Annotated in this window: 26 protein-coding genes and 3 pseudogenes; 7 read left to right on the top strand and 22 right to left on the bottom strand. The window is 58.3% G+C overall.

Annotated features, from left to right (window positions below; all coding sequences use genetic code 11):
• Positions 1 to 75 precede the first annotated feature (75 nt).
• The 10 genes from trmD to ACOERD_RS20335 all read right to left on the bottom strand — a co-directional run bounded on the left by trmD (position 76) and on the right by ACOERD_RS20335 (position 7025).
• Complete coding sequence (trmD, locus tag ACOERD_RS20380; RefSeq protein WP_419740257.1) at positions 76 to 870, bottom strand: tRNA (guanosine(37)-N1)-methyltransferase TrmD; 795 nt, start codon at positions 868 to 870, stop codon at positions 76 to 78.
• Entirely contained in the window at positions 867 to 1676 is an 810-nt protein-coding gene (locus ACOERD_RS20375; protein WP_419740256.1) for a hypothetical protein, read from the bottom strand. The genes trmD and ACOERD_RS20375 overlap by 4 nt, the downstream gene beginning before the upstream one ends.
• Positions 1676 to 2179, bottom strand: a complete 504-nt coding sequence (rimM, locus tag ACOERD_RS20370) for a ribosome maturation factor RimM (protein ID WP_170681331.1) — start codon at positions 2177 to 2179, stop codon at positions 1676 to 1678. The genes ACOERD_RS20375 and rimM overlap by 1 nt, the downstream gene beginning before the upstream one ends.
• A 143-nt stretch (positions 2180 to 2322) precedes the next feature.
• Positions 2323 to 2958: a 5,6-dimethylbenzimidazole synthase gene (bluB, locus tag ACOERD_RS20365; RefSeq protein WP_419740255.1), complete on the bottom strand. Its 636-nt coding sequence runs from the start codon at positions 2956 to 2958 to the stop codon at positions 2323 to 2325.
• Positions 2959 to 2970: 12 nt separating this feature from the next.
• Positions 2971 to 3360: a 30S ribosomal protein S16 gene (rpsP, locus tag ACOERD_RS20360; RefSeq protein ID WP_419740254.1), complete on the bottom strand. Its 390-nt coding sequence runs from the start codon at positions 3358 to 3360 to the stop codon at positions 2971 to 2973.
• 71 nt (positions 3361 to 3431) lie between these two features.
• Positions 3432 to 3728, bottom strand: coding sequence for a chorismate mutase (locus tag ACOERD_RS20355; protein ID WP_170380494.1), 297 nt, complete (start codon positions 3726 to 3728; stop codon positions 3432 to 3434).
• Entirely contained in the window at positions 3725 to 4276 is a 552-nt protein-coding gene (locus ACOERD_RS20350; RefSeq protein WP_419740253.1) for a GNAT family N-acetyltransferase, read from the bottom strand. Before ACOERD_RS20350 ends, ACOERD_RS20355 begins: the two co-directional genes overlap by 4 nt.
• A complete protein-coding gene (locus tag ACOERD_RS20345) occupies positions 4273 to 4827 on the bottom strand; it encodes a GNAT family N-acetyltransferase (RefSeq protein ID WP_419740252.1) in 555 nt (184 codons plus the stop codon). Before ACOERD_RS20345 ends, ACOERD_RS20350 begins: the two co-directional genes overlap by 4 nt.
• The gene (gene ffh / locus ACOERD_RS20340; RefSeq protein WP_419740251.1) at positions 4828 to 6345 is read right to left on the bottom strand and encodes a signal recognition particle protein; all 1518 of its coding nucleotides are present in this window, start codon (positions 6343 to 6345) and stop codon (positions 4828 to 4830) included.
• Positions 6346 to 6506: 161 nt separating this feature from the next.
• Positions 6507 to 7025, bottom strand: a complete 519-nt coding sequence (locus tag ACOERD_RS20335) for a hypothetical protein (protein WP_419740250.1) — start codon at positions 7023 to 7025, stop codon at positions 6507 to 6509.
• An 88-nt stretch (positions 7026 to 7113) separates the two neighbouring features.
• On the opposite strand from ACOERD_RS20335, the gene ACOERD_RS20330 reads away from it, so the two are divergent.
• Entirely contained in the window at positions 7114 to 7644 is a 531-nt protein-coding gene (locus ACOERD_RS20330; RefSeq protein ID WP_419740557.1) for a prolyl-tRNA synthetase associated domain-containing protein, read from the top strand.
• On the opposite strand, the gene ACOERD_RS20325 is transcribed toward ACOERD_RS20330, so the two are convergent.
• Positions 7645 to 8385 (bottom strand): aspartate/glutamate racemase family protein, encoded by a 741-nt coding sequence (locus tag ACOERD_RS20325; protein ID WP_419740249.1) that lies wholly within the window; start codon positions 8383 to 8385, stop codon positions 7645 to 7647.
• Between the two features lie 73 nt (positions 8386 to 8458).
• Positions 8459 to 9040 carry an FMN-dependent NADH-azoreductase gene (locus tag ACOERD_RS20320; RefSeq protein WP_419740248.1) on the bottom strand — a complete coding sequence of 194 codons (582 nt, stop codon included), beginning with the start codon at positions 9038 to 9040 and terminating at the stop codon, positions 8459 to 8461.
• A 112-nt stretch (positions 9041 to 9152) separates the two neighbouring features.
• Here ACOERD_RS20320 and ACOERD_RS20315 point away from each other — a divergent pair, with 112 nt between their 5' ends.
• Together ACOERD_RS20315 and ACOERD_RS20310 are read left to right on the top strand one after the other, a co-directional pair.
• Complete coding sequence (locus tag ACOERD_RS20315) at positions 9153 to 10031, top strand: LysR family transcriptional regulator (protein ID WP_419740247.1); 879 nt, start codon at positions 9153 to 9155, stop codon at positions 10029 to 10031.
• Positions 10028 to 10351, top strand: a pseudogene (locus ACOERD_RS20310) (EamA family transporter); the annotation flags it as partial. The gene ACOERD_RS20315 and the pseudogene ACOERD_RS20310, both read left to right, overlap by 4 nt.
• 197 nt (positions 10352 to 10548) lie before the next feature.
• On the opposite strand, the gene istB (ACOERD_RS20305) reads toward ACOERD_RS20310, so the two are convergent.
• The 6 genes and pseudogenes from istB (ACOERD_RS20305) to ACOERD_RS20280 all read right to left on the bottom strand — a co-directional run.
• Positions 10549 to 11280: an IS21-like element helper ATPase IstB gene (gene istB, locus ACOERD_RS20305; RefSeq protein WP_419737606.1), complete on the bottom strand. Its 732-nt coding sequence runs from the start codon at positions 11278 to 11280 to the stop codon at positions 10549 to 10551.
• Complete coding sequence (istA, locus tag ACOERD_RS20300; protein ID WP_419737605.1) at positions 11267 to 12775, bottom strand: IS21 family transposase; 1509 nt, start codon at positions 12773 to 12775, stop codon at positions 11267 to 11269. Before istA (ACOERD_RS20300) ends, istB (ACOERD_RS20305) begins: the two co-directional genes overlap by 14 nt.
• Before the next feature lie 313 nt (positions 12776 to 13088).
• Positions 13089 to 15119 carry a phenylacetic acid degradation bifunctional protein PaaZ gene (gene paaZ / locus ACOERD_RS20295; RefSeq protein ID WP_419740246.1) on the bottom strand — a complete coding sequence of 677 codons (2031 nt, stop codon included), beginning with the start codon at positions 15117 to 15119 and terminating at the stop codon, positions 13089 to 13091.
• Positions 15120 to 15501: 382 nt separating this feature from the next.
• A complete protein-coding gene (gene istB, locus ACOERD_RS20290) occupies positions 15502 to 16233 on the bottom strand; it encodes an IS21-like element helper ATPase IstB (RefSeq protein WP_419737606.1) in 732 nt (243 codons plus the stop codon).
• A complete protein-coding gene (gene istA, locus ACOERD_RS20285; RefSeq protein ID WP_419737605.1) occupies positions 16220 to 17728 on the bottom strand; it encodes an IS21 family transposase in 1509 nt (502 codons plus the stop codon). The genes istB (ACOERD_RS20290) and istA (ACOERD_RS20285) overlap by 14 nt, the downstream gene beginning before the upstream one ends.
• A gap of 118 nt (positions 17729 to 17846) precedes the next feature.
• Positions 17847 to 18326, bottom strand: a pseudogene (locus ACOERD_RS20280) (aldehyde dehydrogenase family protein); the annotation flags it as partial.
• 164 nt (positions 18327 to 18490) lie between these two features.
• Here ACOERD_RS20280 and ACOERD_RS20275 point away from each other — a divergent pair.
• A complete protein-coding gene (locus ACOERD_RS20275; RefSeq protein WP_419740245.1) occupies positions 18491 to 18820 on the top strand; it encodes a hypothetical protein in 330 nt (109 codons plus the stop codon).
• Between the two features lie 103 nt (positions 18821 to 18923).
• On the opposite strand, the gene ACOERD_RS20270 is transcribed toward ACOERD_RS20275, so the two are convergent.
• Both ACOERD_RS20270 and ACOERD_RS20265 read right to left on the bottom strand, forming a co-directional pair.
• Positions 18924 to 19424, bottom strand: a complete 501-nt coding sequence (locus ACOERD_RS20270; protein WP_170379453.1) for a potassium channel family protein — start codon at positions 19422 to 19424, stop codon at positions 18924 to 18926.
• A 64-nt stretch (positions 19425 to 19488) separates the two neighbouring features.
• Positions 19489 to 20394, bottom strand: coding sequence for a rhodanese-related sulfurtransferase (locus ACOERD_RS20265; RefSeq protein WP_170692189.1), 906 nt, complete (start codon positions 20392 to 20394; stop codon positions 19489 to 19491).
• Positions 20395 to 20723: 329 nt separating this feature from the next.
• Between ACOERD_RS20265 and ACOERD_RS20260 the strand changes: the two are divergent.
• Positions 20724 to 21728, top strand: a pseudogene (locus tag ACOERD_RS20260) (IS110 family transposase); the annotation flags it as partial.
• A 45-nt stretch (positions 21729 to 21773) separates the two neighbouring features.
• Positions 21774 to 22370 carry a bifunctional nicotinamidase/pyrazinamidase gene (pncA, locus tag ACOERD_RS20255; RefSeq protein WP_419740556.1) on the top strand — a complete coding sequence of 199 codons (597 nt, stop codon included), beginning with the start codon at positions 21774 to 21776 and terminating at the stop codon, positions 22368 to 22370.
• Here pncA and ACOERD_RS20250 read toward each other — a convergent pair.
• Positions 22367 to 22735: a hypothetical protein gene (locus tag ACOERD_RS20250; RefSeq protein ID WP_419740244.1), complete on the bottom strand. Its 369-nt coding sequence runs from the start codon at positions 22733 to 22735 to the stop codon at positions 22367 to 22369. The two genes, pncA and ACOERD_RS20250, sit on opposite strands and share 4 nt — an antisense overlap.
• Positions 22736 to 23029: 294 nt before the next feature.
• Here ACOERD_RS20250 and pncB point away from each other — a divergent pair, with 294 nt between their 5' ends.
• A complete protein-coding gene (gene pncB, locus ACOERD_RS20245) occupies positions 23030 to 24322 on the top strand; it encodes a nicotinate phosphoribosyltransferase (RefSeq protein ID WP_419740243.1) in 1293 nt (430 codons plus the stop codon).
• Here pncB and ACOERD_RS20240 read toward each other — a convergent pair.
• Positions 24319 to 25770: an aldehyde dehydrogenase family protein gene (locus ACOERD_RS20240; protein WP_419740242.1), complete on the bottom strand. Its 1452-nt coding sequence runs from the start codon at positions 25768 to 25770 to the stop codon at positions 24319 to 24321. The genes pncB and ACOERD_RS20240 overlap by 4 nt on opposite strands.
• Positions 25771 to 25775: the final 5 nt, after the last annotated feature.

The raw sequence follows: 25775 nt of genomic DNA, 5'->3' as shown, positions 1-25775 counted from the left end.
ACTGCAATTAGCGCCAGCTTTATCTGTGGACCTGCGGTTTGCGGGCCACAGTAGCCTGTGTCATTTGATAGATTTCTACCTGGTGCGAACGTATTCGTCCCACACATCAGGCCGCCGTTCCCGCGTTATGTCCTCGGCCATCTTTTGGCGCCATTCGGCGATGTGGCCGTGGTGACCGGACATCAGGACCTCGGGGATCGGGCGGCCGTTCCATTCTGCGGGGCGCGTGTATTGCGGGTGTTCCAGCAGGCCCGAGGAAAAGCTCTCTTCTTCGGTCGAGGCCTGATTGCCCAGCACGCCGGGGATCAGCCGAACGGTGGCGTCGATCAGGGCTTGCGCCGCGATCTCGCCGCCGGTCATGACGAAGTCGCCGAGGCTGACTTCTTGCACGCCGTAATGCTCCAACACGCGCTCGTCCACGCCTTCAAAACGGCCGCAGAGCAAGGTCATCCCGTCGCAGCGCGCCAGATTCTGCATCATCCGCTGGTCCATACGTTTGCCGCGCGGGCTGAGGTAGATCAGCGGCCAGTTGCTCCGGATACCGGCCATGGTCTGTTCGATGGCAGGCCCCAATACGTCGGCGCGCAATACCATACCCGCGCCGCCGCCTGCGGGAGTGTCATCCACATTTCGGTGTTTGCCGATCCCGAATTGCCGCAAATCGACGGTTTCTAGCTGCCAAAGCCCCTCTTGCAAGGCTTTACCCGTCAGGCTTTCGCCTAGAACACCGGGGAAGGCGCTGGGAAACAAGGTGATAATCTTGGCCTTCCACACGCCGTGCAGATCCGGCGTCGGCGTCATCAACTCGCGCGGTTGCAGAGTGGGGCGGATGGCCTTTCGACCATGAGATTTGCTTGGTGTATCTGTCATGACTGGGAAACCAGATCGTCCTTGGCGCGCTTGATGAGGGCCTTTTTTTGCGCCATCAAAGCCGCATCGTCCAGCGCGGAACGGTTCAAATCCAGCAGTTCGAGCAGAACATCATCAGCCGGACGGGCCTTGTGCGGATCCGGCGCGACCAATTTGAACATCTTGTCGCGTGGCAGGTTCAGAAATGCCGCAAACGGAGCGCCTGGACCAAAGCGCTGCTTGCGCAGGTCCTCCATCCACTCGGTCTGGACCTTGACCAGCGGCAGCCGGTCCTGAAGCATGTCGGCCGTCTCTTTCGGAGAGGGCAGGTGGTTCAGCGCCTCCCGGAACGCGTCATAATCCTGCACCAGCCGCGTCCGCCGCAGATCATGCGCCCAGAGGCTGCGCATCCAATCCTCACGCTGTCGCAAGGACAGATAGATCGTGAGGTCGACCGGCCCCAGCCGTTCTGTCACCCGCTCAACCAGCGTTGTCGCCAATTCAGGGGTCGCCCCGTAGCCTTCGGCGCTGTTGCGACTGGGGCGTAGTCCGGCAAAGTTTTCCTCGCTGAGGATCAGGCCGCGACTGGTGCCGAAGTCGATCGGTTTCAGCAGCGCATGCACACCCGTTTCGAACTCGGCCAGTGTGCTGTTCATCCGATAGACCGAATGCCGCGTGGCAATGTCTGCAAGTTCGTTTTTGCGCGTCTTGTAGGGCAAGATCAGTGAAAAATGCGGCCAGATCAGCTGACGGTTCTTGTAGAGAAACGACTGCGCAACGGTGGTGCCGGTCTTGTGCAGCCCCAGATGCAGCAGAACGCGCCGCATTAGATCAGGCCTTCTGGCGGATCGGCGACGATGCGACCGGCCTCCAGATCAACTGTCGGAACAGCGTCCAGAGTAAAGGGCAGCAGGACAGTCGATTTCAGACCCGGCCCGTGCAATTCCAACAAATCCGCCGCGCCGTGGTTCTGGACCGATTTGACCCGGCCCAGCAGGGTGCCGCCGGTGTCATACACCTCCAGCCCGATCAGGTCGGTATGATAGAACTCGTCATCCGGCAGCGAAGGCAGCTGATCCCGCCGGGCATAGAGGCGCAGGCCGTTCAGGGCGTCCGCCTCTTCCTTGGTTTCAACCCCGCCGAGACGCGCAGCAAATCCGTTCTTGATCGCGCGGGTGAGCACCACGGGAAAGCGCTCTTTGCCGTCTTCGTCGGTCAGTGGCGAATAGGCTTCGATGTCTTCCGGCACGGCGCAAAAGCTTTTCAGCCGCACCTCGCCGCGCACACCGTATGAGCCCGCAATGCTGCCGACGCAGATCAGATCACTCATTTGAGCCTTCCGTTATACATAGTCCGTTTCGCCATTGCCCGATCACTTCGCAGGCTTCACGCTGGTTATTGCGTTCAAAGAACACGCCGACAATAAATGCGATCAGCAACAGGATGGGAAGCCGCAACAATCCAAACATCGGCCTATCGCACCTCGATCGGCAGAGTCTCGTCGCGGTCTTCCCAACCCGCCCGTTCCAGCTCAGGCGTGTCGGATTCTTCTTCCGGCCAGCCAACGCAGAAATAGCCGATCAGCCGCCAGTTGTCCGGCACGTTCAGATCGGTGTTCATTTGGTCGGGGTGCAGGATCGAAACCCAGCCCAGCCCCAGCCCCTGCGCGCGCAGGGCCAGCCAGAACAGGGTGATAGCCGAGACAACCGAATAGCGCCGCATCTCGGGCATGGTGCCCGCGCCCAGACCCTGGCCTTTGCTGGTGGTGTCATCGCAGAACACCGCCAATTGCACTGGCGCTTCCTGCATGCCCGAAAGTTTGAGGCCGCTATACAGCTGTGCTTTCTCACCGGAATACCCGGCCAGAGCGTCCGCATTGGCGGTTTGGAAATTCTTGAGCGCCGCGTCGCGCGCGGCCTCACTTTCGACGCGGATCACGCGCCAAGGTTCGCTGAGCCCCACGGAAGGGGCCAGCAGAAATGCGTCGAGGCAGCGCGTCAGCACTGCCTCGTCCACAGGGTCGGTGCGAAACCGACGCACATCGCGCCGGAGCCGCATCAACAGATCGAACTGCGTGCGAAAATCGTCGGTGAAAGCCTGATCCTGCACGCGTCGGCCTGCTTATTCTTCTGCTGCAGCTTCTTCAGCCGGTGCAGCAGCTGCTTCGGCAGCTTCAGCAGCCTTTGCAGCTTTCTCTTCCGCGCGCTCTTGGGCTTTCTTGCCAAGAGTACCCTTGTTCGGGTTGTTGCGCTCGGCTTTGTTACGGGTGCCAGCAGCTTCGAGCATACGCGCGATACGGTCGGTGGGCTGAGCGCCCTGATCCAGCCAGTACTGGATGCGCTCCATGTTCATTTTCACGCGCTCTTCGCTGTCTTTCGGCAGCAGCGGGTTGTAGGTGCCCAGTTTCTCGATGAAACGGCCATCGCGAGGCATACGGCTGTCAGCCGCAACGATGCGATAGAAGGGACGTTTTTTCGAGCCGCCGCGGGCGAGACGAATTTTCATTGCCATGGTGGTATCTCCTTTAGATGGCGTGTGCCGGGAATTGCCCGGTCAATTCTGGTGTTTGTTGATCCGGAGGTTCACTCTTGATGTTTCCGGTGGTGTCGGATGACTTCCTGAATGATGAAATTCAAAAAAGCCTTGGCGAAATCGGGGTCTAGATCGGCCTCTTTCGCCAGGTCTTCTAGCCGTGCGATCTGCGCGGCTTCGCGCGTGGGATCGGACGGGGGAAGGTCGTGTTCGGCCTTGAGCTTGCCAACAGCCTGCGTGTGCTTGAACCGCTCGCCCAACGTATAGACAAGGATCGCGTCCAGCCGGTCGATGCTTTCGCGATGCTCCTTCAGCAGCGTCGCAGCCTGTGTCACGGGGTTGGTCATTGGCCGGTCCTTTCGGAGGTCAAAGCAGTGTCAGAAACGGTGATACGCGGGTGACGCCACATCTGCGCTTTCTTACCCAGCAGCTCGGCTTCGCGTTCATAGGTGGCGCCAAGACGCTCAGCCAAAGCGCGCGAGCGGTCATTTGCATGGGCGATATAGGACATAACGCCGTTCAAGCCCTGGTGCTGGGCTGCGTAGTGGGGCGCGGCCTGTGCGGCCTCGAAGCCCAGACCTTTGCCTTCGGCCTGCTCCATCAGGGTCCAGCCCAATTCCGGCTCATCCCAGCCCGGAGCAAAGATCATACCCGCCCAACCGACGAACGCGCCGCTCGATTTTTCGGTCAGATGCCACAGGCCAAAGCAATTGAGTGCCCAATGACCCAACCGTTTGGCCAGCGAGTCCCAGCTGCCCAGCTCATCCTTCGGGCCCCCCACCATATAGCTGCGTTCTGTTTTGAAGAACGCAGTCATCGCGGGCAGGTCGTCCTGATGCGGTGCGCGCAGGACCAGACGTTCGGTTTCGACAGTGGGGATGGTGAAAGAGGTCATGCGTAGGCCTCCATTCCACCATTCACCAGATCCGCCGGGGCAGGGTGCCGCCAAATTTCCGAGGTTCCATATTTGGGGTGCTCGTAATTGTATTCGAACTGTGCGCCCAAACGTTTGGCAACGGCGATGCTAGCATGGTTTTCGGGGTCGATCAGCGAGATCGCGGTATCCCAACCCAGAACATCGTATGCGTAGCTGCGCGCTGCAAACCCAGCCTCAGTCGCGTACCCCTTGCCAGTGGCGTGGTTTAGCAGCGTCCAGCCAACCTCGGGTTCAGGCCAGCCTTCGGGGCACCATAGACCGACGCGACCAAGATATTTGCCGGTGTCTTTTTCATCGACGCTCCAGTATCCGTAGCCACGCAGCGACCAATGGCCCAGCAGAGCAGCGATCACTCGCCACACTTCATCCCGGCGCATCTGACCGCCGACATACTTCGCAGCTTCGCTGGCGAAGAACGCGGTGTCTGCGTCAAGATCAGCCTCGGACGGCGCACGCAGGATCAGGCGCTCGGTCTCAAGCTGGGGGATATGAGGCGTGAGGGCAGTCATCTACTTCTTCTTGCCAAACCCGCTGAGGCCCTGAGGCAGGCCCATGCCACCGCCCAGTCCGGGCAGGCCCCCGGGCATCTTGCCGCCCATGGCCTTTGCCGCCTGTTCCAGCGCCTTGGGGTCCATGCCTGCGGCCATATCCTCAGGCGAGGGGGTGCCTTTGCCGAACATGCCCTTCATGGCCTGTTTCAGCATCTTGCCTTTGCCCATCTTGCCCATTTTCTTCATCATGTCCGACATCTGCCGGTGCATCTTGAGCAGCTTGTTGAGGTCGCTAACCTCCATCCCCGAACCCGCCGCAATCCGTTTCTTGCGGCTGGCCTGCAGCAGTTGCGGGTTGGCGCGTTCGCGCTTGGTCATCGACTGGATCATGGCGATCTGCTGGCGCAGGATCTTATCGTCCAGACCGGCCTGATCCATCTGTTTGGCCATCTTGCCCATGCCCGGCATCATGCCCATCATGCCCATCATGCCCTGCATGCCGCCCATCTGGATCATCTGTTCCAGCTGCATTTTTAGGTCATTCATGTTGAACTGACCTTTGACCATGCGCTTCATCATGCGCTCGGTCTGTTCCATCTCCATCGTTTCCTGGGCCTTTTCGACCAGGGCAACGATGTCGCCCATGCCCAGAATACGACCAGCGATCCGGTCCGGCTCGAAAGTTTCGAGCGCATCCATCTTTTCGCCCAGACCAACAAAGCGGATCGGCTTGCCGGTGACCGCACGCATCGACAGAGCCGCACCGCCGCGCCCGTCTCCGTCCATCCGGGTCAGAACCACGCCCGAGATGCCGACCTTGGCGTCGAACTCCTCGGCAACTTCAACCGCGACTTGACCGGTCAGGCCGTCAACGACCAGCAGGGTCTCGCGCGGGTCAACAACGTTACGGACCTGTTCGACCTCGTCCATCAGGACTTCGTCGATATGCAGACGGCCCGCGGTGTCGAGCATGTAAACGTCATAGCCGCCCAACGTTGCCTGCTGCTTAGCGCGTTTGGCGATATCGACCGGCGATTGGCCCGGCACGATCGGCAGCGTATCGACGCCGACCTGTGTACCCAAAACGGCCAGCTGATCCATCGCCGCCGGGCGATAGACGTCGAGCGAGGCCATCAGGACCTTCTTGCCCTCTTTCTCTTTCAGACGTTTCGCCAGCTTACCGGTGGTGGTCGTCTTACCCGAGCCCTGCAGACCGACCATCAGGATCGGGGCGGGCGGGTTGTCGATCTTCAGCTTGCCGGGGTCTTCCTCGCCACGCAGGGTTTCGACCAGCGCGTCGTGCACGATCTTGACGACCTGTTGGCCGGGCGTGATCGACTTGGTGACGGCTTGTCCTGTCGCCTGTTCCTGCACCTTCTTGACGAATGCGCGTGCCACGGGCAGCGAGACGTCTGCCTCAAGCAGGGCAACACGAACTTCGCGCAGGGCGGTTTTGACATCTTCCTCGGACAGCGCACCTTGTTTCGTCAGCCGGTCAAAGACGCCAGAAAGGCGTTCGGATAGATTTTCAAACATGCCTTCGGCCTCCTATGCCGGTTATCTGATGGCGTGCCCTACATAGGATGCGCCGGTTAAATGCACAAACGCCCCCACGGGCGAAACTCGCTGGTGGGGGGCGATCCCTGAACGACTCAAGGGACCGGAAGGTCTACGCTTCCGGATGTTTGGATGGGGCTTTAGGCGGATTGGGTGTCAGAGTCAACCTTGCGCGCCGGAAGCCAGACATTGACCGCATCGACCATCCGCTGTGCGCCGCCTCCGCTGACATAGGCTTCGACAATCGGGTGACGGCCGGCACTCATGCCCTTTTCCAGAATCAAAACGGGGCGATGCATCTTGGACGAGTTTCCTTTGCGACTCGAGGTGGTGGTTTCCACCTCGGCATGGGAGAGGTTCGACAGATCATGTTCCACGGTGTCATAACCAAAAATCGATTGGCGGCGGATAAGGATGCTGTTCGAGCGACGGTCCAATATGACCTGCACGCGCCGCACAAAGACGCAGAAAGCGCCAAAGCCCAAACCGCCACCGACCAAGGCAAAGAAAATGCCGAAGAAGATGCCCTCACCCCCTTCGGTGGCCATGAAGAGGCCTGCGCCGACGAAACAGAGGATGAAGACAACCAGCATGATGCCCATCAGCCAGGGTGTATTGGATAGGATCAATTGGTCGGGGGTGTTGCGCGAGACTTTCATGGCGGCACGCTAGCATCGAATTCTAGGGCTGTCGTGGCTTGAATTCGCCCGCGTGTTGCGCGATGAGCGCGTCAAACAGGAGGGTCTCGTGGACGCATCATCCGCTTATCAAGATACATTGCCACTCAGTTCCGATGCGTTGTTGGCGCAGTTGGATGATTGGGGGTTGGAGTATCGGCTGCATTCTCATGTGCCACTGCGCACGGTTGAGGATGCGAAGGCAGTTGAGGACCAATTCATGGTGCCGGGCGAGAATGCGTTGCGGTTGAAGAACCTCTACCTGCGCGACAAGAAAAAGCGCAACTACCTGGTGACGCTTGAACAGAGCCGCGAGATTGACCTCAAAGCGCTGGGCGCTGAATTGGGGATCGGTAACCTGTCTTTCGGCTCGGCGGATCGGTTGTTGCAGAACCTTGGGATCCGCCCAGGTGCAGTCAGCCCGCTGGCGATGATTAACGGCGTTCAGAATAACGTGCGGTTCTTCATGGATGCAGCGGCGCAGCAGGCCGACGTGATCTACATGCACCCGCTGGTCAATGACCGAACCGTCGCGATGGCGCAGTCCGATTTGATGGCGTTCTTCGACCGGATCGGATGCGACGTGACCTGGCTGCCGTAGTCACTCCTCCAACGCTTGTTTCAGTGCAGCGGCGACATGGGCCGCTGACGGGTTGATGAACAAATGTCCGTCGGCTTCGAACACAGGATCGTCCAGATTGTTGGGGAAGGCCAGCGGCAGTTCCGTACAAGCCAGCAGGATGGCCGTGCCCGGTTCTGCATGCTTGTTACAAAAGGCCAGCAGCCGGTCATGAGCGGATTCTGACGCTCCGCCATAAAACTCGCTGTCGATCATGGCCTGCATCTCGGCGATTTCGGCTTCGGGCAGACGATCATTCGCGGCGATGACCTCATCGGCCAACCTGTCAGCGTAGTTGGTCGCCTGCATGGTCACGGCCGTGCCCAAAACCAGCGCCCGTGGAGCGCCTGTCGAGGCGGTTACCTCAGCCGTTGCGTCGAAGATGCTGAGAATGGGCATCGACACGCCCTGCCGGATCGCATGAAGACGTGCGTGCGGAGTGTTTGAGGCGATGATTCCAAAGTCGCATCCCGCGTTCTCCAAGGTCAGAAGCGCTTCGCGAAACACGGCGTCGAATGCGGCCCAACTGGCCTCATCGCCGGCCACTCCACGCAAGGCCCGTGTTTTGGCTTGCGTGACGGACTCGATTGTCATCGGCGGGATGGGTAGGGGGGATCCGTGTCCGCGCGCGGCGAAATATCGCCCGGCCCCTTCGGAAATCGCGCGGTAGTAATCCACCGTCGAGGCCCAGCCGACGCCCCCAAGAATTCCTATCTTTTTCATGACAAACGCCCAATCCGCAGAAAGCTACTGCTGCGCAGATTGGACGTTTCGATCTTCTTTGACCAGAGCCTGATCAGGCGGCCAATTCACCAATGGCTTTGTGGGCGTTTTTGACCGACGAGTCGGCATCAATGGCCAATTGATCTGCAGCTACGATGTCGACGTCGGTGATGCCAATGAAGCCTAGAACATGCTTGGCGTAGTCGGTTGCAAAGTCGATTTCAGACCCGACTGCCGTGCCACCTGATGCGATTGCCAGAACGGCGCGTTTACCTTCCAGCAGGCCTTTGGGGCCGTTCTCGGAGTAAGAGAATGTCAGACCGGCTCGGGCAACCAGATCAATCCATGCCTTGAACGCCGCCGGGACCGAAAAGTTGTAGATGGGCAGGCCGATCACGATGGTATCGGCGCGTTGCAGTTCGTTCACCAGCTCGTCGGACAGGGCCAGTTGATCGCGCTGAACAGCATCGCGTTGGTCTGCCGGGGTGAAGTTTGCGGCGATCCAGTCCTCGGTCAGCAGGGGCAGGGGGCTGGCCAGGTCGCGGCGGATAATGCGTTCCGCGCCAAGATGCTGGACGACGCGATGCGACAGGTCGCGGGTTGCTGATCCGGTGCGGCGGGCCGAGGCGTCGATATGCAGGATTGTTTTTGTCATGATGTCCTCATTGGGGAAATTTCGCTCTGCTCCCAATATGAGCGTTGCGCTGACGAACAAAACTCGGCTAAGTCAACATTGAGTGTTTGAAATTGCACATTATGAGGTCGTGATGGACAATTGGGACGAAGTCAGAACCGCGTATCAGGTGGCCCGTATGGGAACGGTCAGCGGCGCGGCCGACGTTCTGGGCGCGCATCATGCAACGGTCATTCGCCATATCGACGCCATTGAGGCGCGCCTCGGAGTGAAACTGTTCCAGCGTCATGCGCGGGGGTACACCCCGACCGAGGCGGGTGAGGACCTGTTGCGCGTGGCCCAAGCCACCGAAGATCAGTTCAACCAATTGGTCGGTCGCATGAAAGGGCGCGGCGATGACGTCTCGGGCGAGTTGGTCGTAACCTCTCTGGCGTCGCTGGCCCCTCTGGTCGTGCCGACATTGACCGAGTTTCAGAAGTCACATCCGGGCCTGATCGTGCGCTATCTGACCGGAGATCGTCTGTTCCGGCTGGAATATGGTGAGGCGCATGTGGCTATTCGTGCCGGTGCCGCGCCTGATCAGCCTGACAATGTTGTACAGCCCTTTGTAGCGCAGGAGGTCGGGCTCTACGCCAGCAAGGATTATATAGCGCGGCGCGGCAAACCATCGGGTGTAGAGGATTTTGGCAATCACGCCTTTGTCGGCAATGACGATGAAAACAGCCGCGCGCCGTTTTCACGCTGGCTGCGGGCAAACGCCCCGGTTGAGGCGATGACTTTCCTGTGTTCCAACAACTTCACCTGTGGCGAAGCGGTTCTGGCCGGGGCAGGGATAGGCTTCATGGCCCGTTGGGAGGCCGCGCGCCATCCTGAACTCGAAGAGGTCATGGAGCCCCTGCCGGAATGGTCCGGTAAACTGTGGCTGGTGACCCATGTAGACCTGCATCGCACGACCAAGGTGCAGTCTTTCCTGCAATTCCTGAAAGACCAGTCCAAGGGCTGGCTGCCATGAGCCCACAAGCGCGTGGCCATCTGGCCATGCTGGTCTTCTCGGCCCTGGTCGCGGGCAGTTTCTCGTTGGGGTCGATCATCGCCAATGAGATCGCCCCGGCGGCGCTGAATGCAGTGAGGTTCGGGATCGCAGCAGGGGTGATCGGCCTTGCCGCATTGGCCACCACCGGTTTGCCGCGCAGAGCGGCGCAGGCGCCTTGGCGGTATCTTGTGTTGGGCGGGCTGTTTGCCACCTATTTCGTGCTGATGTTCTACGGGCTGCAAACCGCCCCACCGGTCAGCGCGGCTGCGGTGTTCACCTTGACGCCCGTCATCGCCGCCTTTGTCAATCGGCATTGAATAATGACCCCCCATCGGCGTCCAAATTTGACCCCCCTTGGAGCTAAGAGGGGCGTTGAGGGGGTCGTGTTTAGGTTGATTCAGGAGGGGGTGGACAGCAGGTCAAACCGAAAAGAGAGCGTAGCTCGACTGAAGGTTTGACCTGCTGTCTGTTTTGAATTTATTCCCCGATTTCGAGGTTAGTCGCGGTGGTTAATTCGCCAGCTTTCGTTCCCGGTTTCGATGATATCGCAATGGTGTGTCAGTCGATCCAGGAGAGCAGTGGTCATTTTGGCATCTGTGAACACACTCGGCCATTCAGCAAATGCGAGGTTGGTTGTTAGCAGAATAGACGTTCGCTCGTACAGTTTGCTGATGAGATGGAAGAGTAATCGTCCACCAGACTCTGCGAACGGCAGATAACCGAGTTCGTCTATAATCACGAGGTCGACGCGGATCAGCTGCTCGCTGAGCCGCCCGGCGTTGCCTTCGCGATGTTCAGCCTCCAGCTTGTTCGCGAGATCCACAGCGCTGAAGAACCTGACCCGCCGGCGGTTATTGACCGCGTGGCCCCCGATCGCTGTTGCGAGATGCGTTTTGCCCGATCCGGTTCCACCGACCAGCACGCCATTCCTGGCCTGGTCCATAAAATCGCCGTCATGAAGATTGCGCACGACTTCCTCGTTGACGGGGCTGACCGTGAAGTCGAACTCAGGTAAGGACTTGCAGACCGGGAACTTTGCGGCACCCATCTGATACCGGATCGAGCGCGCAGTCTTTTCGGCCAGTTCGGCCGTGAGGAGTTCGGCCACGACCTGTTGGGGCCGCCAGTTGTTTTTGGCTGCGGCCTGCATCACTTCGTCAAAGCAGTTGACGATGCCTGGCAACTTCAGTTGACGGGCAAGTTCGAGAATTTCCTTACGCAGTTGCATGGGAGCCTCCAAGCCTGTCATAGCGAGCGCAATCCGCGATCGGTGCCATTTTCAGCTGCAGGTGGGCAGGCGGCTCAATCGCCTTTGGCGGCGGGGGATTGGTGCGCCGAGAGACAATGTTCAGGATCGCATCGGCCTTGCGCAGGCCAGATTTTAGAGCTTCTTCGCAGGCAGCCTCGACCACATCAATGTCGTGCTGGTAAGCAGCGAAAAGAATATCGGCAAGTTGCCGGTCTCCGTCGGATGTGCCCCGCAGATGGGTCCAGATCTGCGTCATTGCCGGTGGTAGGTCCCAGTCACGGAACGGTGCTCCATTGCGCAGAGCGCCAGGCTTGCGCTTGAGGACGGGCACATAGTGCCAAGGGTTGAAGATCGTTTTTCCTCGGCCGAAGCACCGTTCGTGCTCTCCGACAATCTCACCGTCTTGGCGCAGGACAATCCGCGTGGCGTAGACCTGCAACTGGACCTGACGTCCAACAGCTCTTGCCTCAACGCTGTATTTGTTTCTTTCGAAGTTGATCAGGCAGGTTCGGCTCACGGCGACCGTCTTTTCACGGAACCCGACGAAGGGCTTCTGCAGATGCGTCAGCAGCGGCTTTTCCTGCTGGAACTCCTCCCAGACCGTCACCTCCAGGTTTTCCGGATGCCGCAGTTCTTTTGCGCGTTTGATCGCGTCTTTTTGCAGCCGGGCATTCAATTCATCGAAGTCGGCCACCTCCAGACGCGGTGTAAAACTATAGGCGCGGCTCTCCTTGACCAGATTCTCAACCTGACCCTTCTCCCAACCGGCCGCGCGCGTACAGGCGATCGGGTTCACCAGATGATGAGAACACATCCGGGAGAATGCCTTGTTGAACTTTCTTTCCTTGCCCGACAGGATCGCATCGACGGCGGTCGTCATGTTATCGTAGATCCCGTTGATGCAGCCTCCACCAAAGAATTTGAAGGCCTCGTCGTGGGCATCAAAGACCATCTCCTGCGTCTCGCGCGGATAGGCAATGGAGAATGGCATGCGGCTATGGCAAAGTTTGAAATGGGCAACCTTCACGGTCGTGAGTGCACCGTCCATCAAAACCGTCTCCACACTCCAGTCGAACTGGTACGCCTCCCCAGGATCAAAGATCAGCGGGATGAACGCCTGCGCCTGTTGTCGGCCGTGCGCAATGCGCCAATTCTTTGTGTAGCGTCGAACACTGTCATACCCGCCGCCAAAACCATCATCGGAGAGTTCCTTCCAGATTTTGGTCATCCGCTTGCGGTGTTTCTTCGGAAGCGCCTCGTTCTCCTCAAGCGTTTCATCCAGACGCGCGCGCCAAGGCCCGAGCACCGGGTATGGCTGCGATTTGCGCTCATATTTGAACTCCGTCACTCCCGATCGGATTATCTTTCGAACCGTTGCACGGCTCAAATTGAGCGAACGGCAAATTTCCTTGATGCTCTTTTTTTCGATCAGGTGTAAGCGACGCACTTTTCTAATAGTTTCCACGCAAATCATCCCGCTTGCCTCTCCATCGACTGCTCAATGAAAAGGATGTCTACAACCATAGGGAGGGGTCAAATTTGGACGCCGATTTCCCCGCTTAGGGGGTCAAAATTGCACGCTTTTCTACACAGTGATCAATGATCCGCTTATCTGATCCGAATTGTTTTGCGCCAGATCGCCAAAAATCGTGACAAGCACCGACCATACCCGCAGATTACCCTCGGAGGTCAAATGACTTACGCAAGAGTCGAACCAATCTGGGGAAGCGTCTTTCATGGCCTCAGTATAAGGGGGCCGGATCGAATTACCATCCGGCCCGTCATCGTTAGTATGCCACCATTGTCAGCAATTCGTATTCTGCAACAAGCTCATCATCTTGTTGCGTCAGCGTGACGTGCCAGCGTACCTCGCCATACTCATCGTTACGTTTCGTCTTTGACTTGACGGTCAGTCGCACCTTGATGGAATCTCCTGCCACGATCGGCTTCATGAAGCGCAATCCGTCAAGGCCTGTGTTGGCCAGAACCGGCCCTTCGTTCGGCTCGACAAACAGCCCGGCCGCGAACGACAACAGCAGGTATCCATGCGCGACACGGCCTGGGAAGAACGGGTTGCGTGCCGCAGCGGCTTCATCCGTGTGTGCATAGAATGTGTCGCCGGTGAATTCCGCAAAGTGTTCGATATCTTCAAGCGTTACAGTCCGCGGGGTCGTGTGGATTGTCTCACCGATGGCCAGATCGTGGTAACCACGGGTGAATGGATGGGCTGGACCTTCGATCTCGGTCGCGCCCGGGACCCATCTGGACCCAATCGCCGTCAACAGGTCCGGCGAACCCTGAATGGCTGTGCGCTGCATGTAGTGTTTAACACCACGCACGCCCCCCATTTCCTCACCGCCACCAGCGCGACCCGGGCCGCCATGAACCATATGTGGCAAAGGTGAGCCGTGGCCCGTGGACTCTTTCATTGAGTCGCGGTTGTTGAAATAAAGCCGCCCGTGATACGCCCCGGCGCCCATTGCGAATGCGCGCGCCACATCGGCATCATGAGTAATGACCGAAGCGACCAGAGATCCCTGCCCCTTGTTCGCCAATTCAATTGCGTGGTCTGTATCGCGATACCCCATGATCGTACTGACCGGACCGAAGGCTTCGGTGTCATGTACACGTTTTGCCGCATCCGGGTTGCCACAATGAAATAGCATCGGCGGCAGAAAGGCCCCCTTTTCGGCATCCGCGCCGTCAACGGCGAAGTCGTCCGGATTCCCAAATACGCGCTCCGCTTCTTGGCCAATGATCGCAGCTTTTTCCAGTACATCCCGTTTCTGGCCATTGGAAACCAGGGCGCCCATACGTGTGGTTTCAAGTTTCGGGTCGCCAATGATTGTTTTTGCCAGCCGCGCGGAGAGCGCTTCGATCACTGCCTGTACATGGGGCTCAGGCGCAATTATCCGGCGGATCGCAGTACATTTCTGACCCGCCTTTGTGGTCATTTCACGTTGAACTTCTTTGATGAACAGGTCAAATTCCGGCGTGCCCGGTTCAGCATCTACGCCCAGCACCGAACAGTTCAGACTGTCCTGTTCCGCCACAAAACGCACGGAGTTTTCCAGAATAACGGGATTCGAGCGTAGTTTCAGAGCTGTGTCGGCGGATCCGGTAAAACTGACCACGTCCTGCATGGTCAGACGATCCAGCATGTCACCTAAGCCACCCGACACAAGTTGTAGCGCTCCGGCGGGCAAAATGCCTGAATCCAGCATCAGCCGCACGCACAATTCGGTGACATAGCAGGAGTTCGTTGCCGGTTTGACGATAGCCGGAACACCAGCCAGCAAGGTTGGAGCCAGCTTTTCCAACATGCCCCAAACCGGAAAGTTGAACGCGTTGATATGGACTGCTACACCCCGCAGCGGAGTACAGATGTGCTGGCCAAGAAACGTACCGTTGCGCGATAGCTGCTCGACGTCACCATCCAGATACACGTGGCCATCAGGCATTTCGCGACGGCCTTTCGATGCAAACACAAACATTGTGCCGATCCCGCCGTCGATATCGATCAGATGATCCGACTGTGTTGCGCCCGTGTTGAAAGACAGGTCATACATGACCTGCTTGTTTTGAGCCAAATGCGTCGACACTGCCTTGAGCATCTTGGCGCGCTCGTGAAAGGTCATGTCGCGCAATGCCGGTCCCCCAACATTGCGTGCATAGTCCAGCATCCCTTGCACATCCAAACCGTTGTTGCCAGCGGTCGCGATCACCTCGCCTGTCACAGCGCTGGCAATGTTGCGCGCTCCTTCCCCCGGTGCAATCCACTCACCGGCCGCGAAACTTGAAATCTCTTGGATCGTCATGGGTCTCTCCTCATTCTTGAGATGATCTTCGCGGCCCTACGCCCGCAATTTTCAACATCATATTATTTACCGTATGGTCGGTCAATAAAAGACCGAAATTTTTGCTCTTTCAGGCAGTTCAAACTTGCGCGGGCAGCTGAGCGAACCCGCGAAAGCGAATACGCCCTCCGCGTTTTGCACCATCTGTGTCAATCGGCATTGAATAATGACCCCCCATCGGCGTCCAAATTTGACCCCCCTTGGAGCTAAGAGGGGCGTTGAGGGGGTCGTGTTTAGGTTGATTCAGGAGGGGGGTGGACAGCAGGTCAAACCGAAAAGAGAGCGTAGCTCGACTGAAGGTTTGACCTGCTGTCTGTTTTGAATTTATTCCCCGATTTCGAGGTTAGTCGCGGTGGTTAATTCGCCAGCTTTCGTTCCCGGTTTCGATGATATCGCAATGGTGTGTCAGTCGATCCAGGAGAGCAGTGGTCATTTTGGCATCTGTGAACACACTCGGCCATTCAGCAAATGCGAGGTTGGTTGTTAGCAGAATAGACGTTCGCTCGTACAGTTTGCTGATGAGATGGAAGAGTAATCGTCCACCAGACTCTGCGAACGGCAGATAACCGAGTTCGTCTATAATCACGAGGTCGACGCGGATCAGCTGCTCGCTGAGCCGCCCGGCGTTGCCTTCGCGATGTTCAGCCTCCAGCTTGTTCGCGAGATCCACAGCGCTGAAGAACCTGACCCGCCGGCGGTTATTGACCGCGTGGCCCCCGATCGCTGTTGCGAGATGCGTTTTGCCCGATCCGGTTCCACCGACCAGCACGCCATTCCTAGCCTGGTCCATAAAATCGCCGTCATGAAGATTGCGCACGACTTCCTCGTTGACGGGGCTGACCGTGAAGTCGAACTCAGGTAAGGACTTGCAGACCGGGAACTTTGCGGCACCCATCTGATACCGGATCGAGCGCGCAGTCTTTTCGGCCAGTTCGGCCGTGAGGAGTTCGGCCACGACCTGTTGGGGCCGCCAGTTGTTTTTGGCTGCGGCCTGCATCACTTCGTCAAAGCAGTTGACGATGCCTGGCAACTTCAGTTGACGGGCAAGTTCGAGAATTTCCTTACGCAGTTGCATGGGAGCCTCCAAGCCTGTCATAGCGAGCGCAATCCGCGATCGGTGCCATTTTCAGCTGCAGGTGGGCAGGCGGCTCAATCGCCTTTGGCGGCGGGGGATTGGTGCGCCGAGAGACAATGTTCAGGATCGCATCGGCCTTGCGCAGGCCAGATTTTAGAGCTTCTTCGCAGGCAGCCTCGACCACATCAATGTCGTGCTGGTAAGCAGCGAAAAGAATATCGGCAAGTTGCCGGTCTCCGTCGGATGTGCCCCGCAGATGGGTCCAGATCTGCGTCATTGCCGGTGGTAGGTCCCAGTCACGGAACGGTGCTCCATTGCGCAGAGCGCCAGGCTTGCGCTTGAGGACGGGCACATAGTGCCAAGGGTTGAAGATCGTTTTTCCTCGGCCGAAGCACCGTTCGTGCTCTCCGACAATCTCACCGTCTTGGCGCAGGACAATCCGCGTGGCGTAGACCTGCAACTGGACCTGACGTCCAACAGCTCTTGCCTCAACGCTGTATTTGTTTCTTTCGAAGTTGATCAGGCAGGTTCGGCTCACGGCGACCGTCTTTTCACGGAACCCGACGAAGGGCTTCTGCAGATGCGTCAGCAGCGGCTTTTCCTGCTGGAACTCCTCCCAGACCGTCACCTCCAGGTTTTCCGGATGCCGCAGTTCTTTTGCGCGTTTGATCGCGTCTTTTTGCAGCCGGGCATTCAATTCATCGAAGTCGGCCACCTCCAGACGCGGTGTAAAACTATAGGCGCGGCTCTCCTTGACCAGATTCTCAACCTGACCCTTCTCCCAACCGGCCGCGCGCGTACAGGCGATCGGGTTCACCAGATGATGAGAACACATCCGGGAGAATGCCTTGTTGAACTTTCTTTCCTTGCCCGACAGGATCGCATCGACGGCGGTCGTCATGTTATCGTAGATCCCGTTGATGCAGCCTCCACCAAAGAATTTGAAGGCCTCGTCGTGGGCATCAAAGACCATCTCCTGCGTCTCGCGCGGATAGGCAATGGAGAATGGCATGCGGCTATGGCAAAGTTTGAAATGGGCAACCTTCACGGTCGTGAGTGCACCGTCCATCAAAACCGTCTCCACACTCCAGTCGAACTGGTACGCCTCCCCAGGATCAAAGATCAGCGGGATGAACGCCTGCGCCTGTTGTCGGCCGTGCGCAATGCGCCAATTCTTTGTGTAGCGTCGAACACTGTCATACCCGCCGCCAAAACCATCATCGGAGAGTTCCTTCCAGATTTTGGTCATCCGCTTGCGGTGTTTCTTCGGAAGCGCCTCGTTCTCCTCAAGCGTTTCATCCAGACGCGCGCGCCAAGGCCCGAGCACCGGGTATGGCTGCGATTTGCGCTCATATTTGAACTCCGTCACTCCCGATCGGATTATCTTTCGAACCGTTGCACGGCTCAAATTGAGCGAACGGCAAATTTCCTTGATGCTCTTTTTTTCGATCAGGTGTAAGCGACGCACTTTTCTAATAGTTTCCACGCAAATCATCCCGCTTGCCTCTCCATCGACTGCTCAATGAAAAGGATGTCTACAACCATAGGGAGGGGTCAAATTTGGACGCCGATTTCCCCGCTTAGGGGGTCAAAATTGCACGCTTTTCTACACAGCAGGCGATCTGGGTGGGGTAGTTCCATGCGCCGATCCCGACGCACACGCCCAGCGCCTCGCGGATGGTGTAGACGAAGTCTCCACCGCCCAGAGGGATGTGTTCACCGGTCAGGGATGCGGTCAGACCTCCGAAATACTCCAGCGCATCCGCGCCCGAGGTCGCATCGGCCACCAGCGTCTCTTGCAGGGGTTTACCGGTGTCATGCGTTTCCAGCACCGAGAGGTCGTGATTGCGGTCGCGCATGATGTCTGCGGCGCGGCGCAGAACGCGGCCACGCTCGGTCCCGGACATGGCTGCCCATTCCGCTTGCGCCGCTTTTGCACTGTTCAAAGCCTGATCAACGATTTCGGGCGTGGCTGAATGCAGCCGGGCAATGACCTCACCGGTTGCAGGGTAGATCACATCAATCGGTGCGCCGTTGGTGTCTTCTACGTATGCGCCATTGATGAAATGGCTCGCCTTGGGCTGAAATTTCATGCCGGGTTCCTTTTCCGAAGCAATTTCCCAAGCGTGTATCTTTTGTTGATTGGTCAGTCAATAAAACTGAATCACGGCAAACTCCCGCTGATGTGAATCGCCTTGCCCTTGAAAAAAAGAGTTAATGTTCTATTTATGTTCCACATATTCAGAGGAACATTCCGATGTCTTACCACGCACGAAATCAGGCCCTAAACGGCCCTTCGAACGACTACCACCTGCTGCCGGTCACAGATCGGCAGATGCGCTATGCCCGCGCCATCGCCGAGCAGACCGCGCTAGAAATCCCGGTTGAGGCGCAGCGGGACCGCAAGTCCATGTCTGCTTGGATCTCGGCCCACAAGCCCGAGGATCCATCGCCCTTTGCCAACTACCCGACCGGCAAGCAGGTCGCCTTTGCTGAAGGGATATCGCGCAGCAAACGTCTCCCGATCCCGTCCGAGTGCTTTCGCGACAAGCAGCTCATGTCGCGTTGGATCGACCAGAATAAATAGAGCCAAGATCGTTTTGTGTTTGACTTGAATCGCAATGCGCTGCCTCTCCCTGCGGTCGAACGCGCATTTCGATGGCTTTACCTTAGTTAAAACGCAAAACGATTTAATGCGCGTGGTTTCGCGAATAAAGCGACACGGCTGCCGCAACAAACATGCCCAAAAGGATGTAGCCGGTGACGGCCTCGGACACGGCCAAGCCGCGGCATAGGCCTGTTGGGCTCATGTCGCCATACCCAACGGTGGTGAAGGTGACATATGAGAAATACAGAATATCGGCAGGGCCTTCCGCCCCGAGAACGCAATTGTCGTTGTAGCCAAAGGCCCCATAGACGGCCGCAAACAGGAACGGCACGACCTGAATGAAGGATACACCCATCAAGAACAACAGTCTGCGCGGCGATTTCACCTGGGTCATGTAGTACCACGACTGCGACACCAGCCAGATCAGCAACGCGACCGAGGCAATGGTGCCAATCGTGTCCCCTGCGGTGGTTTCGCTCAACCGCGACAGGCCAAACCATGCCAGAAAACTGGCCAGCACCAACCCGGCAGCGGCCAGAAAGGTTGATTTCCATTCCGCCAGAGTTGTCGGTTTGCGGGTCATTGAAACTCCATCACAGCAATCCGGCAACAATCATCGGGATTCCCCGCCGACCTGCAAGCGGAATTCAGACGCTGCCCAGATGTTCATCGCCACGCGCGCGGGCCAGGAGGATCTGTTTCTGCCGCTCGCGGAACCGCATCTTGTCGGCCTCCGACGTCTCATCCACGCAGAGATGGCAAGACACGCCATGTTCATATTCCGGGCGCTTCACATCTTCGGGCAGGATCGGGCGGCGGCACCCGTGGCACAAGTTATGCGGCCCCTCGACCAGACCGTGGCCAACCGACACACGATTGTCGAAGACGAAACACTCGCCCTGCCAGGTGCTGTCCTCAGCAGGCATTTCTTCGAGATAGCGTAGGATGCCACCTTTAAGGTGATAGACATCCTCGACCCCCTGCCCCAGCAGAAAATTGGTGGATTTCTCGCAGCGGATACCACCAGTGCAGAACATCGCGACACGCTTATTGTGGAATCGGTCCTTGTTCTGCTCCCACCAGTCGGGAAATTCGCGGAAGCTGGCAGTTTCAGGGTCTATTGCGCCCTCAAACGTGCCAATCGCCACCTCATAGTCGTTGCGCGTGTCGATCACGACCACATCGTCCGAGCGGATCAGATCATTCCATTCCTCGGGTTCGACATAGTTGCCGACGCGGGCGCGCGGATCGACATCCGGCTGGCCCATGGTCACGATCTCTTTCTTCAGACGCACCTTCATCTTGCCAAAAGGCGGATGGTCGGCGGTGGCCTCTTTCCACTCCAGATCGGCACAGCCCGGCAGGGCCTTGATATGCGCCAGAACGGCGTCGATCCCGGAGCGCGGGCCAGCAATCGTGCCGTTAATCCCCTCTTGCGCCAGCAACAGGGTGCCTTTGACCGATTGCGCGCGGCACAGGTCCAACAGCGGCGCGCGCAGGGCGGCGTGATCAGCGAAACGGGTGAAGTGGTAGAGGGCAGCGATCGTATACATGCGCGCGGTCTAAACCTGACAGCGCAGAGTCGCAAGGGATCGGATTGACGCCCCCGGAACCGCGCCGTACCGATAAACCAAAGGAGATGGGATGAATGTGCTGTGAACGGTCAAAATTCCTGATTCTGTTATTGAGTTGGGAGAGGCGGATAGGTTTCAGGATGTATGAGCAATCTAGGGCGTTTGACCCTGTAAAGGAGATTACCCTTCACCTGTTTCCGAACGACCATCCTGAGGCGTGGGCTGTTGCCCTGACCTCGAATAGGAGTTTGGTTTGGCCGTTCACGCCCCATCCGGGGTTCCGCCTCCCAACGATGGGAGTATAGCACATGGCCTTTATTGGTGTCGATTTACATACGAATTCCTTCACGATCTGCCGCATTGGTGGGGATGGCTCAGAGGCGTTTGAGACGTTTCAACTCGCGGCGGCTGATCTTGAGCGGTTCTGCCTGAGCGTGGATGCGGAGGATGAAGTGGCGGTAGAAGCGACCGGCAACTCGGCATGGTTCTGCCGAGAAATTCGCCCCTGCGTGGGCCGGATCGTCGTGGTGAACCCACGCCAGTTCCAGGTGATCCGCAAATCGGTGAAGAAAACCGACCGCAACGATGCGCGCGCTCTGGCGACGTTCCTGTCTAAAGACATGCTCCCCGAGACACGCCTGAAACGTGCAGGTGAAACCGAACTGGCCTCTCTGGCACAGACTCGAGACATGTTGGTGAAATCGCGTACCAGGGTACTCAACAAGATCCATGGCATGTTCAATCGGCACGGGATCAAACTCAAGAAGGCGGGTTTCTCGGACAAACGGTTGCGCGCTTTGGAGATTGAACGCTTCAGCGACGTCGAACGGATCGAACTGACGGAGCTGCGGGATCAGGCGTTGCAGTTGAGTGCCGCGATCCGCAGGCTGGATAAGGCGCTGGAAGAGACCGCTGCAGCGCTTGATGGGTTTGAGGAAATCACCTCAATCAAGGGCATTGGAGCGCGGGCCGCTGCGATTTTCCTGTCCGGGATTGGCGATGTGAACGACTTTGCCACCGCCGACAAACTGGCCGCTTATGTGGGGATCGTGCCGCGTGTTGCCGCCTCAAACGGCGTTGAAATACACGGCAGGATTACGAAGCAGGGCAACAAGCTGGTGCGTACGACGCTGGTGCAATGCACGCTCAGCGCCATCCGATATTCCGGCTATCTCAACACGTTCTACCGCCGCATCAAGGAGCGGCGCGGGTCGGGAAAAGCCATCATCGCCACCGCTCGAAAGCTCCTGACCATCATCTACAACACATTGAAAAACAATTGGATATTCGAGGACTTCCCAGCCTTCAAGATCAAAAATACCAGACAAACCGCTGGACAAACATCAAAGGAGATTGCCATGACCCATGCCCTGCTTGTCATCGACGTCCAGAACGATTTCTGCCCCGGCGGCGCGCTGGCCGTGGCCGGAGGGGATCAGATCGTTGCCCCGATCAACGCAATGATGGACAGGTTCGACGCCGTCATCTTGACGCAGGACTGGCACCCGGCGGGGCATTCCTCCTTCGCCAGTTCGCATGCGGGCAAGGCCCCCTTTGAAATGACCCAGATGCCTTATGGCCCGCAGGTTCTGTGGCCCGACCATTGCGTGCAAGGCACCGATGGCGCGGGTTTTCACCCGGATTTGCGCACGGATGGCGATCTGATCATCCGCAAAGGGTTCTGCAGCGCCATCGACAGCTACTCGGCGTTTTTCGAGAATGACCAAGCGACGCCAACCGGGTTGAAAGGGTATCTGGACACGCGCGGCTTTTCGAAACTGACCCTCGTGGGGCTCGCGACCGATTTCTGCGTTCACTATTCGGCAGTTGATGCCGCGAAGCTGGGTTTCGACGTCACCGTTGTGCAAAGCGCCTGCCGTGCGATTGACATGGAGGGTTCACTGGCTGCGGCGCAACAGGCTATGCAAGCCGCCGGGGTTACTCTGGCCGACTAAGGTGTGGCACCCGCTTCTGCGAAATACTTAAGCACCGCGAACAGAATCACTGCCACTCCAAGACCAACCCCAATCCGTCCTTTTGCGGTCCTGCGTTTGGGCCTGTCAGGCTGTGGGGTCGGAGGGTGCTGAACAGGAATAACCCGGACAAGCCCATCAACCGCCTCGGCGCGACGAATGTGGCCGAGGAATTGCCGCAGATCGAACTCACCGCAATATTCTCCCCGCACACCGCGGGTTTTGATATTGTCGAACAGAGTGCGCAATATCCGGGTACGGTCAGGCAGATCTTCGGTTGGAAACTTATCTGGCACGATGCCGCTGACGTGCGAGTCGAGATCGAACCCCGCATCCTGAAACATCATGCGAATACCAGGGGAAGCCCCTCGCAACGCGTCAGAGGTCTTCACATCTCTGAACCGCGCACAGACCTGAGCCGGAACATCCCCTTCCGCCGGTCTTACAACCATATCAAAATCGTACAACAAACTCATTAACAACCATCAGTTTTGTCTTTCCATCCCACCCCATCACTAATTGGTGAAAACACCGGACAATAAGCCCGCATTGTGACGCCAAACGGGCATTGTCACCGAATCAGCGACTCTTGCCATTCACCGTGCTGATTGATCTAACAACGGAAATTGCAGGAGTTCCCCATGGTCGACATCGCGACCCGTGTCTACAATCACAAATGGAAGATCGACCCGATTGTGCGGTCTTTGATCGACACGGATTTCTACAAACTGCTGATGTGCCAGTCAGTGTTTCGCAACAAGCCCCAAACAGATGTCGCGTTTTCCCTGATCAACCGCTCGAATCACGTGCCGCTGGCCCATTTGATTGACGAAGGTGAGCTGCGGGAACAGCTGGATCACATCCGTTCGCTCAGCCTCAGCCGGGGGGAAAGCACGTGGCTGCGGGGCAATATGTTCTATGGCAAAAGGCAGATGTTCCGTTCGGATTTCATGGAGTGGTTCGAGAATATGCGCCTGCCGCCCTACCATCTGGAACGTAAAGGCGACCAATACGAACTGACCTTCGAGGGCAAATGGCATGAGGTCATGCTGTGGGAAATCCCGGCGCTCGCGGTGCTGATGGAGCTACGCTCGCGCGCGGTGCTGAACCACATGCGTCGGTTCGAACTTCAGGTGCTCTATGCCCGTGCGATGACGCGTGTGTGGGAAAAGATCGAACGGCTGGGTTCTATCGACGGGCTTGGGATTGCAGATTTTGGCACGCGGAGGCGGCATTCCTTCCTTTGGCAAGATTGGTGCGTTCAGGCCATGATCGAGGGGCTGGGCGAGTCGTTCACCGGCACCTCGAACTGCCTGATCGCCATGCGGCGCGAGGTTGAGGCTATTGGCACCAATGCGCATGAACTGCCCATGGTCTATTCCGCCCTCGCCGACACGGATGAAGCGCTGGCGCAGGCCCCCTACGACGTCCTCAGCGACTGGCATGACGAACATGAAGGCAATCTGCGCATCATCCTGCCTGACACCTATGGCACCAAAGGGTTTCTGGATCACGCCCCGGACTGGCTGGCCGGATGGACGGGCATCCGCATCGACAGCGGCGATCCCGCCGCCGGTGCCGCGGTTGCGATCGACTGGTGGACGTCTCGTGGCGAGGACCCTAAGCAGAAGCGGATCATCTTCTCGGACGGTTTGGACGTCGACAAGATCAAAGAGCTGCACAGTCAGTTCTCAGAGCGCACCAATATCTCCTTTGGCTGGGGCACGCTGCTGACCAATGACTTCCGCGGCCTTGTTCCAGATGACGCGCTGGCGCCGTTCTCGCTGGTTTGCAAGGCGGTGTCTGCCAATGGGCGCCCGACGGTCAAACTGTCGGATAACCCGGAAAAAGCCATGGGACCTGCCGAGGAAATCGAGCGCTACAAGCGGGTGTTCGGCGTTGGCGCGCAGAAACCGATCGAGGTGATCGTTTAGCCGTGCAGGGCAGCCACCGTCTTGAGTTGCGAAAAGCCATAGAGCGCCTCGAACCCTTTTTCGCGGCCGTGGCCGGATTTACCGACCCCTCCGAATGGTAGCTCTACGCCTCCGCCTGCGCCGTAGTTGTTGATGAACACCTGCCCCGAACGCAGGCGCTTGGCCAATCGCATCTGCCGCGCCCCGTCGCGCGTCCAGATGCTGGCGACCAGCCCGTAGTCCGTGCTGTTGGCTATGGTTAGAGCCTGTTCTTCGGTCTCAAACGGGATCATGATTTGAACTGGGCCAAAGATCTCTTCCCGGGCCAGAGCGTGATCGGCGGGAACGTCGGCAAACAGCGTAGGGCGCACATAGGCCCCCGCCTCAGGTGCGTCGGCTACGATCTGTCCCTGCCCGGCAATCGTCAAATCCGCGCCTTTGGACAAGAACCCGGAAACAATTGCCTTCTGCCGGTCCGAGATCAGCGGCCCTACGCGCAGGTCGTCTAACGCAGGCCCGACGGTCAGTTGCGCGTAGGCCTCGGCCATCCGCTCCTTGACCTGTTCATACAAACCGCGCTGCACCAGAATGCGCGACGAGGCCGAACACGTCTGCCCCGCGTTCTGAATGCCCGCATTGACCAAAAACGGCAGGGCCGCCTCCAGGTCGGCGTCATCAAAAACCAATTGCGGGGACTTCCCGCCCAGCTCCAGCGTCACTGGAACCACATTTTTCCCGGCCGCCTGCTGCACCAAGGCCCCCGTCGCAACCGACCCGGTGAACGAGATATGGTCAACGCCCGCGTGCCCGGACAACGCCACGCCAGCCTCAGCCCCCAGACCGGGAACGACGTTCAGCGCCCCGGCGGGCAATCCGGCCTCAACTGCCAGATGCGCGAAGGCGAGCGCGGTCAGGCAGGCCTCTTCTGCAGGTTTCAAAACGCATGCATTGCCCATGGCCAGCGCCGCCCCGACCGAGCGTCCAATGATCTGCATCGGGTAATTCCACGGCACGATATGCCCCGTGACCCCATGCGGCTCGCGCAGGGTGTAGACGGTGTAGCCATCAAGATAGGGGATGGTCTCACCCATCACCTTGTCCGCCGCGCCTCCGTAGAATTCGCAATACCGCGCCAAAGCGATGGCATCGGCGCGGGCCTGGGTCAGCGGTTTGCCGACATCCATGGCCTCAAGCCGGGCGAGGTCGTCCACCCGGACGAGAACCAATTGTCCCAGTCTGCTCAGGATACGCCCCCTCTCAAACGCGGGCATCTGGCCCCAGTCCCCGTTCAACGCAGATCGCGCGGCAGCAACGCCCGCGTCGATATCGGCCTGTTGACCACGTGCAATCTGGCAGAGTTCCGACCCGTCCGAAGGGTTCGCAAGCGGCAAGTATCCCCCCGCTTCCGGCGTTTTCCACTCCCCACCGATCAGGCATTGGCTGGGGTCGAACCAAATCGGGTTGGTCATTGGGA

This window comes from Ruegeria sp. (assembly GCF_965199275.1).
In the GTDB taxonomy this organism is placed as follows: domain Bacteria; phylum Pseudomonadota; class Alphaproteobacteria; order Rhodobacterales; family Rhodobacteraceae; genus Ruegeria.
Note: the sequence above shows the minus strand (reverse complement) of the source record. Positions and strands in the feature narration are given on the sequence as shown.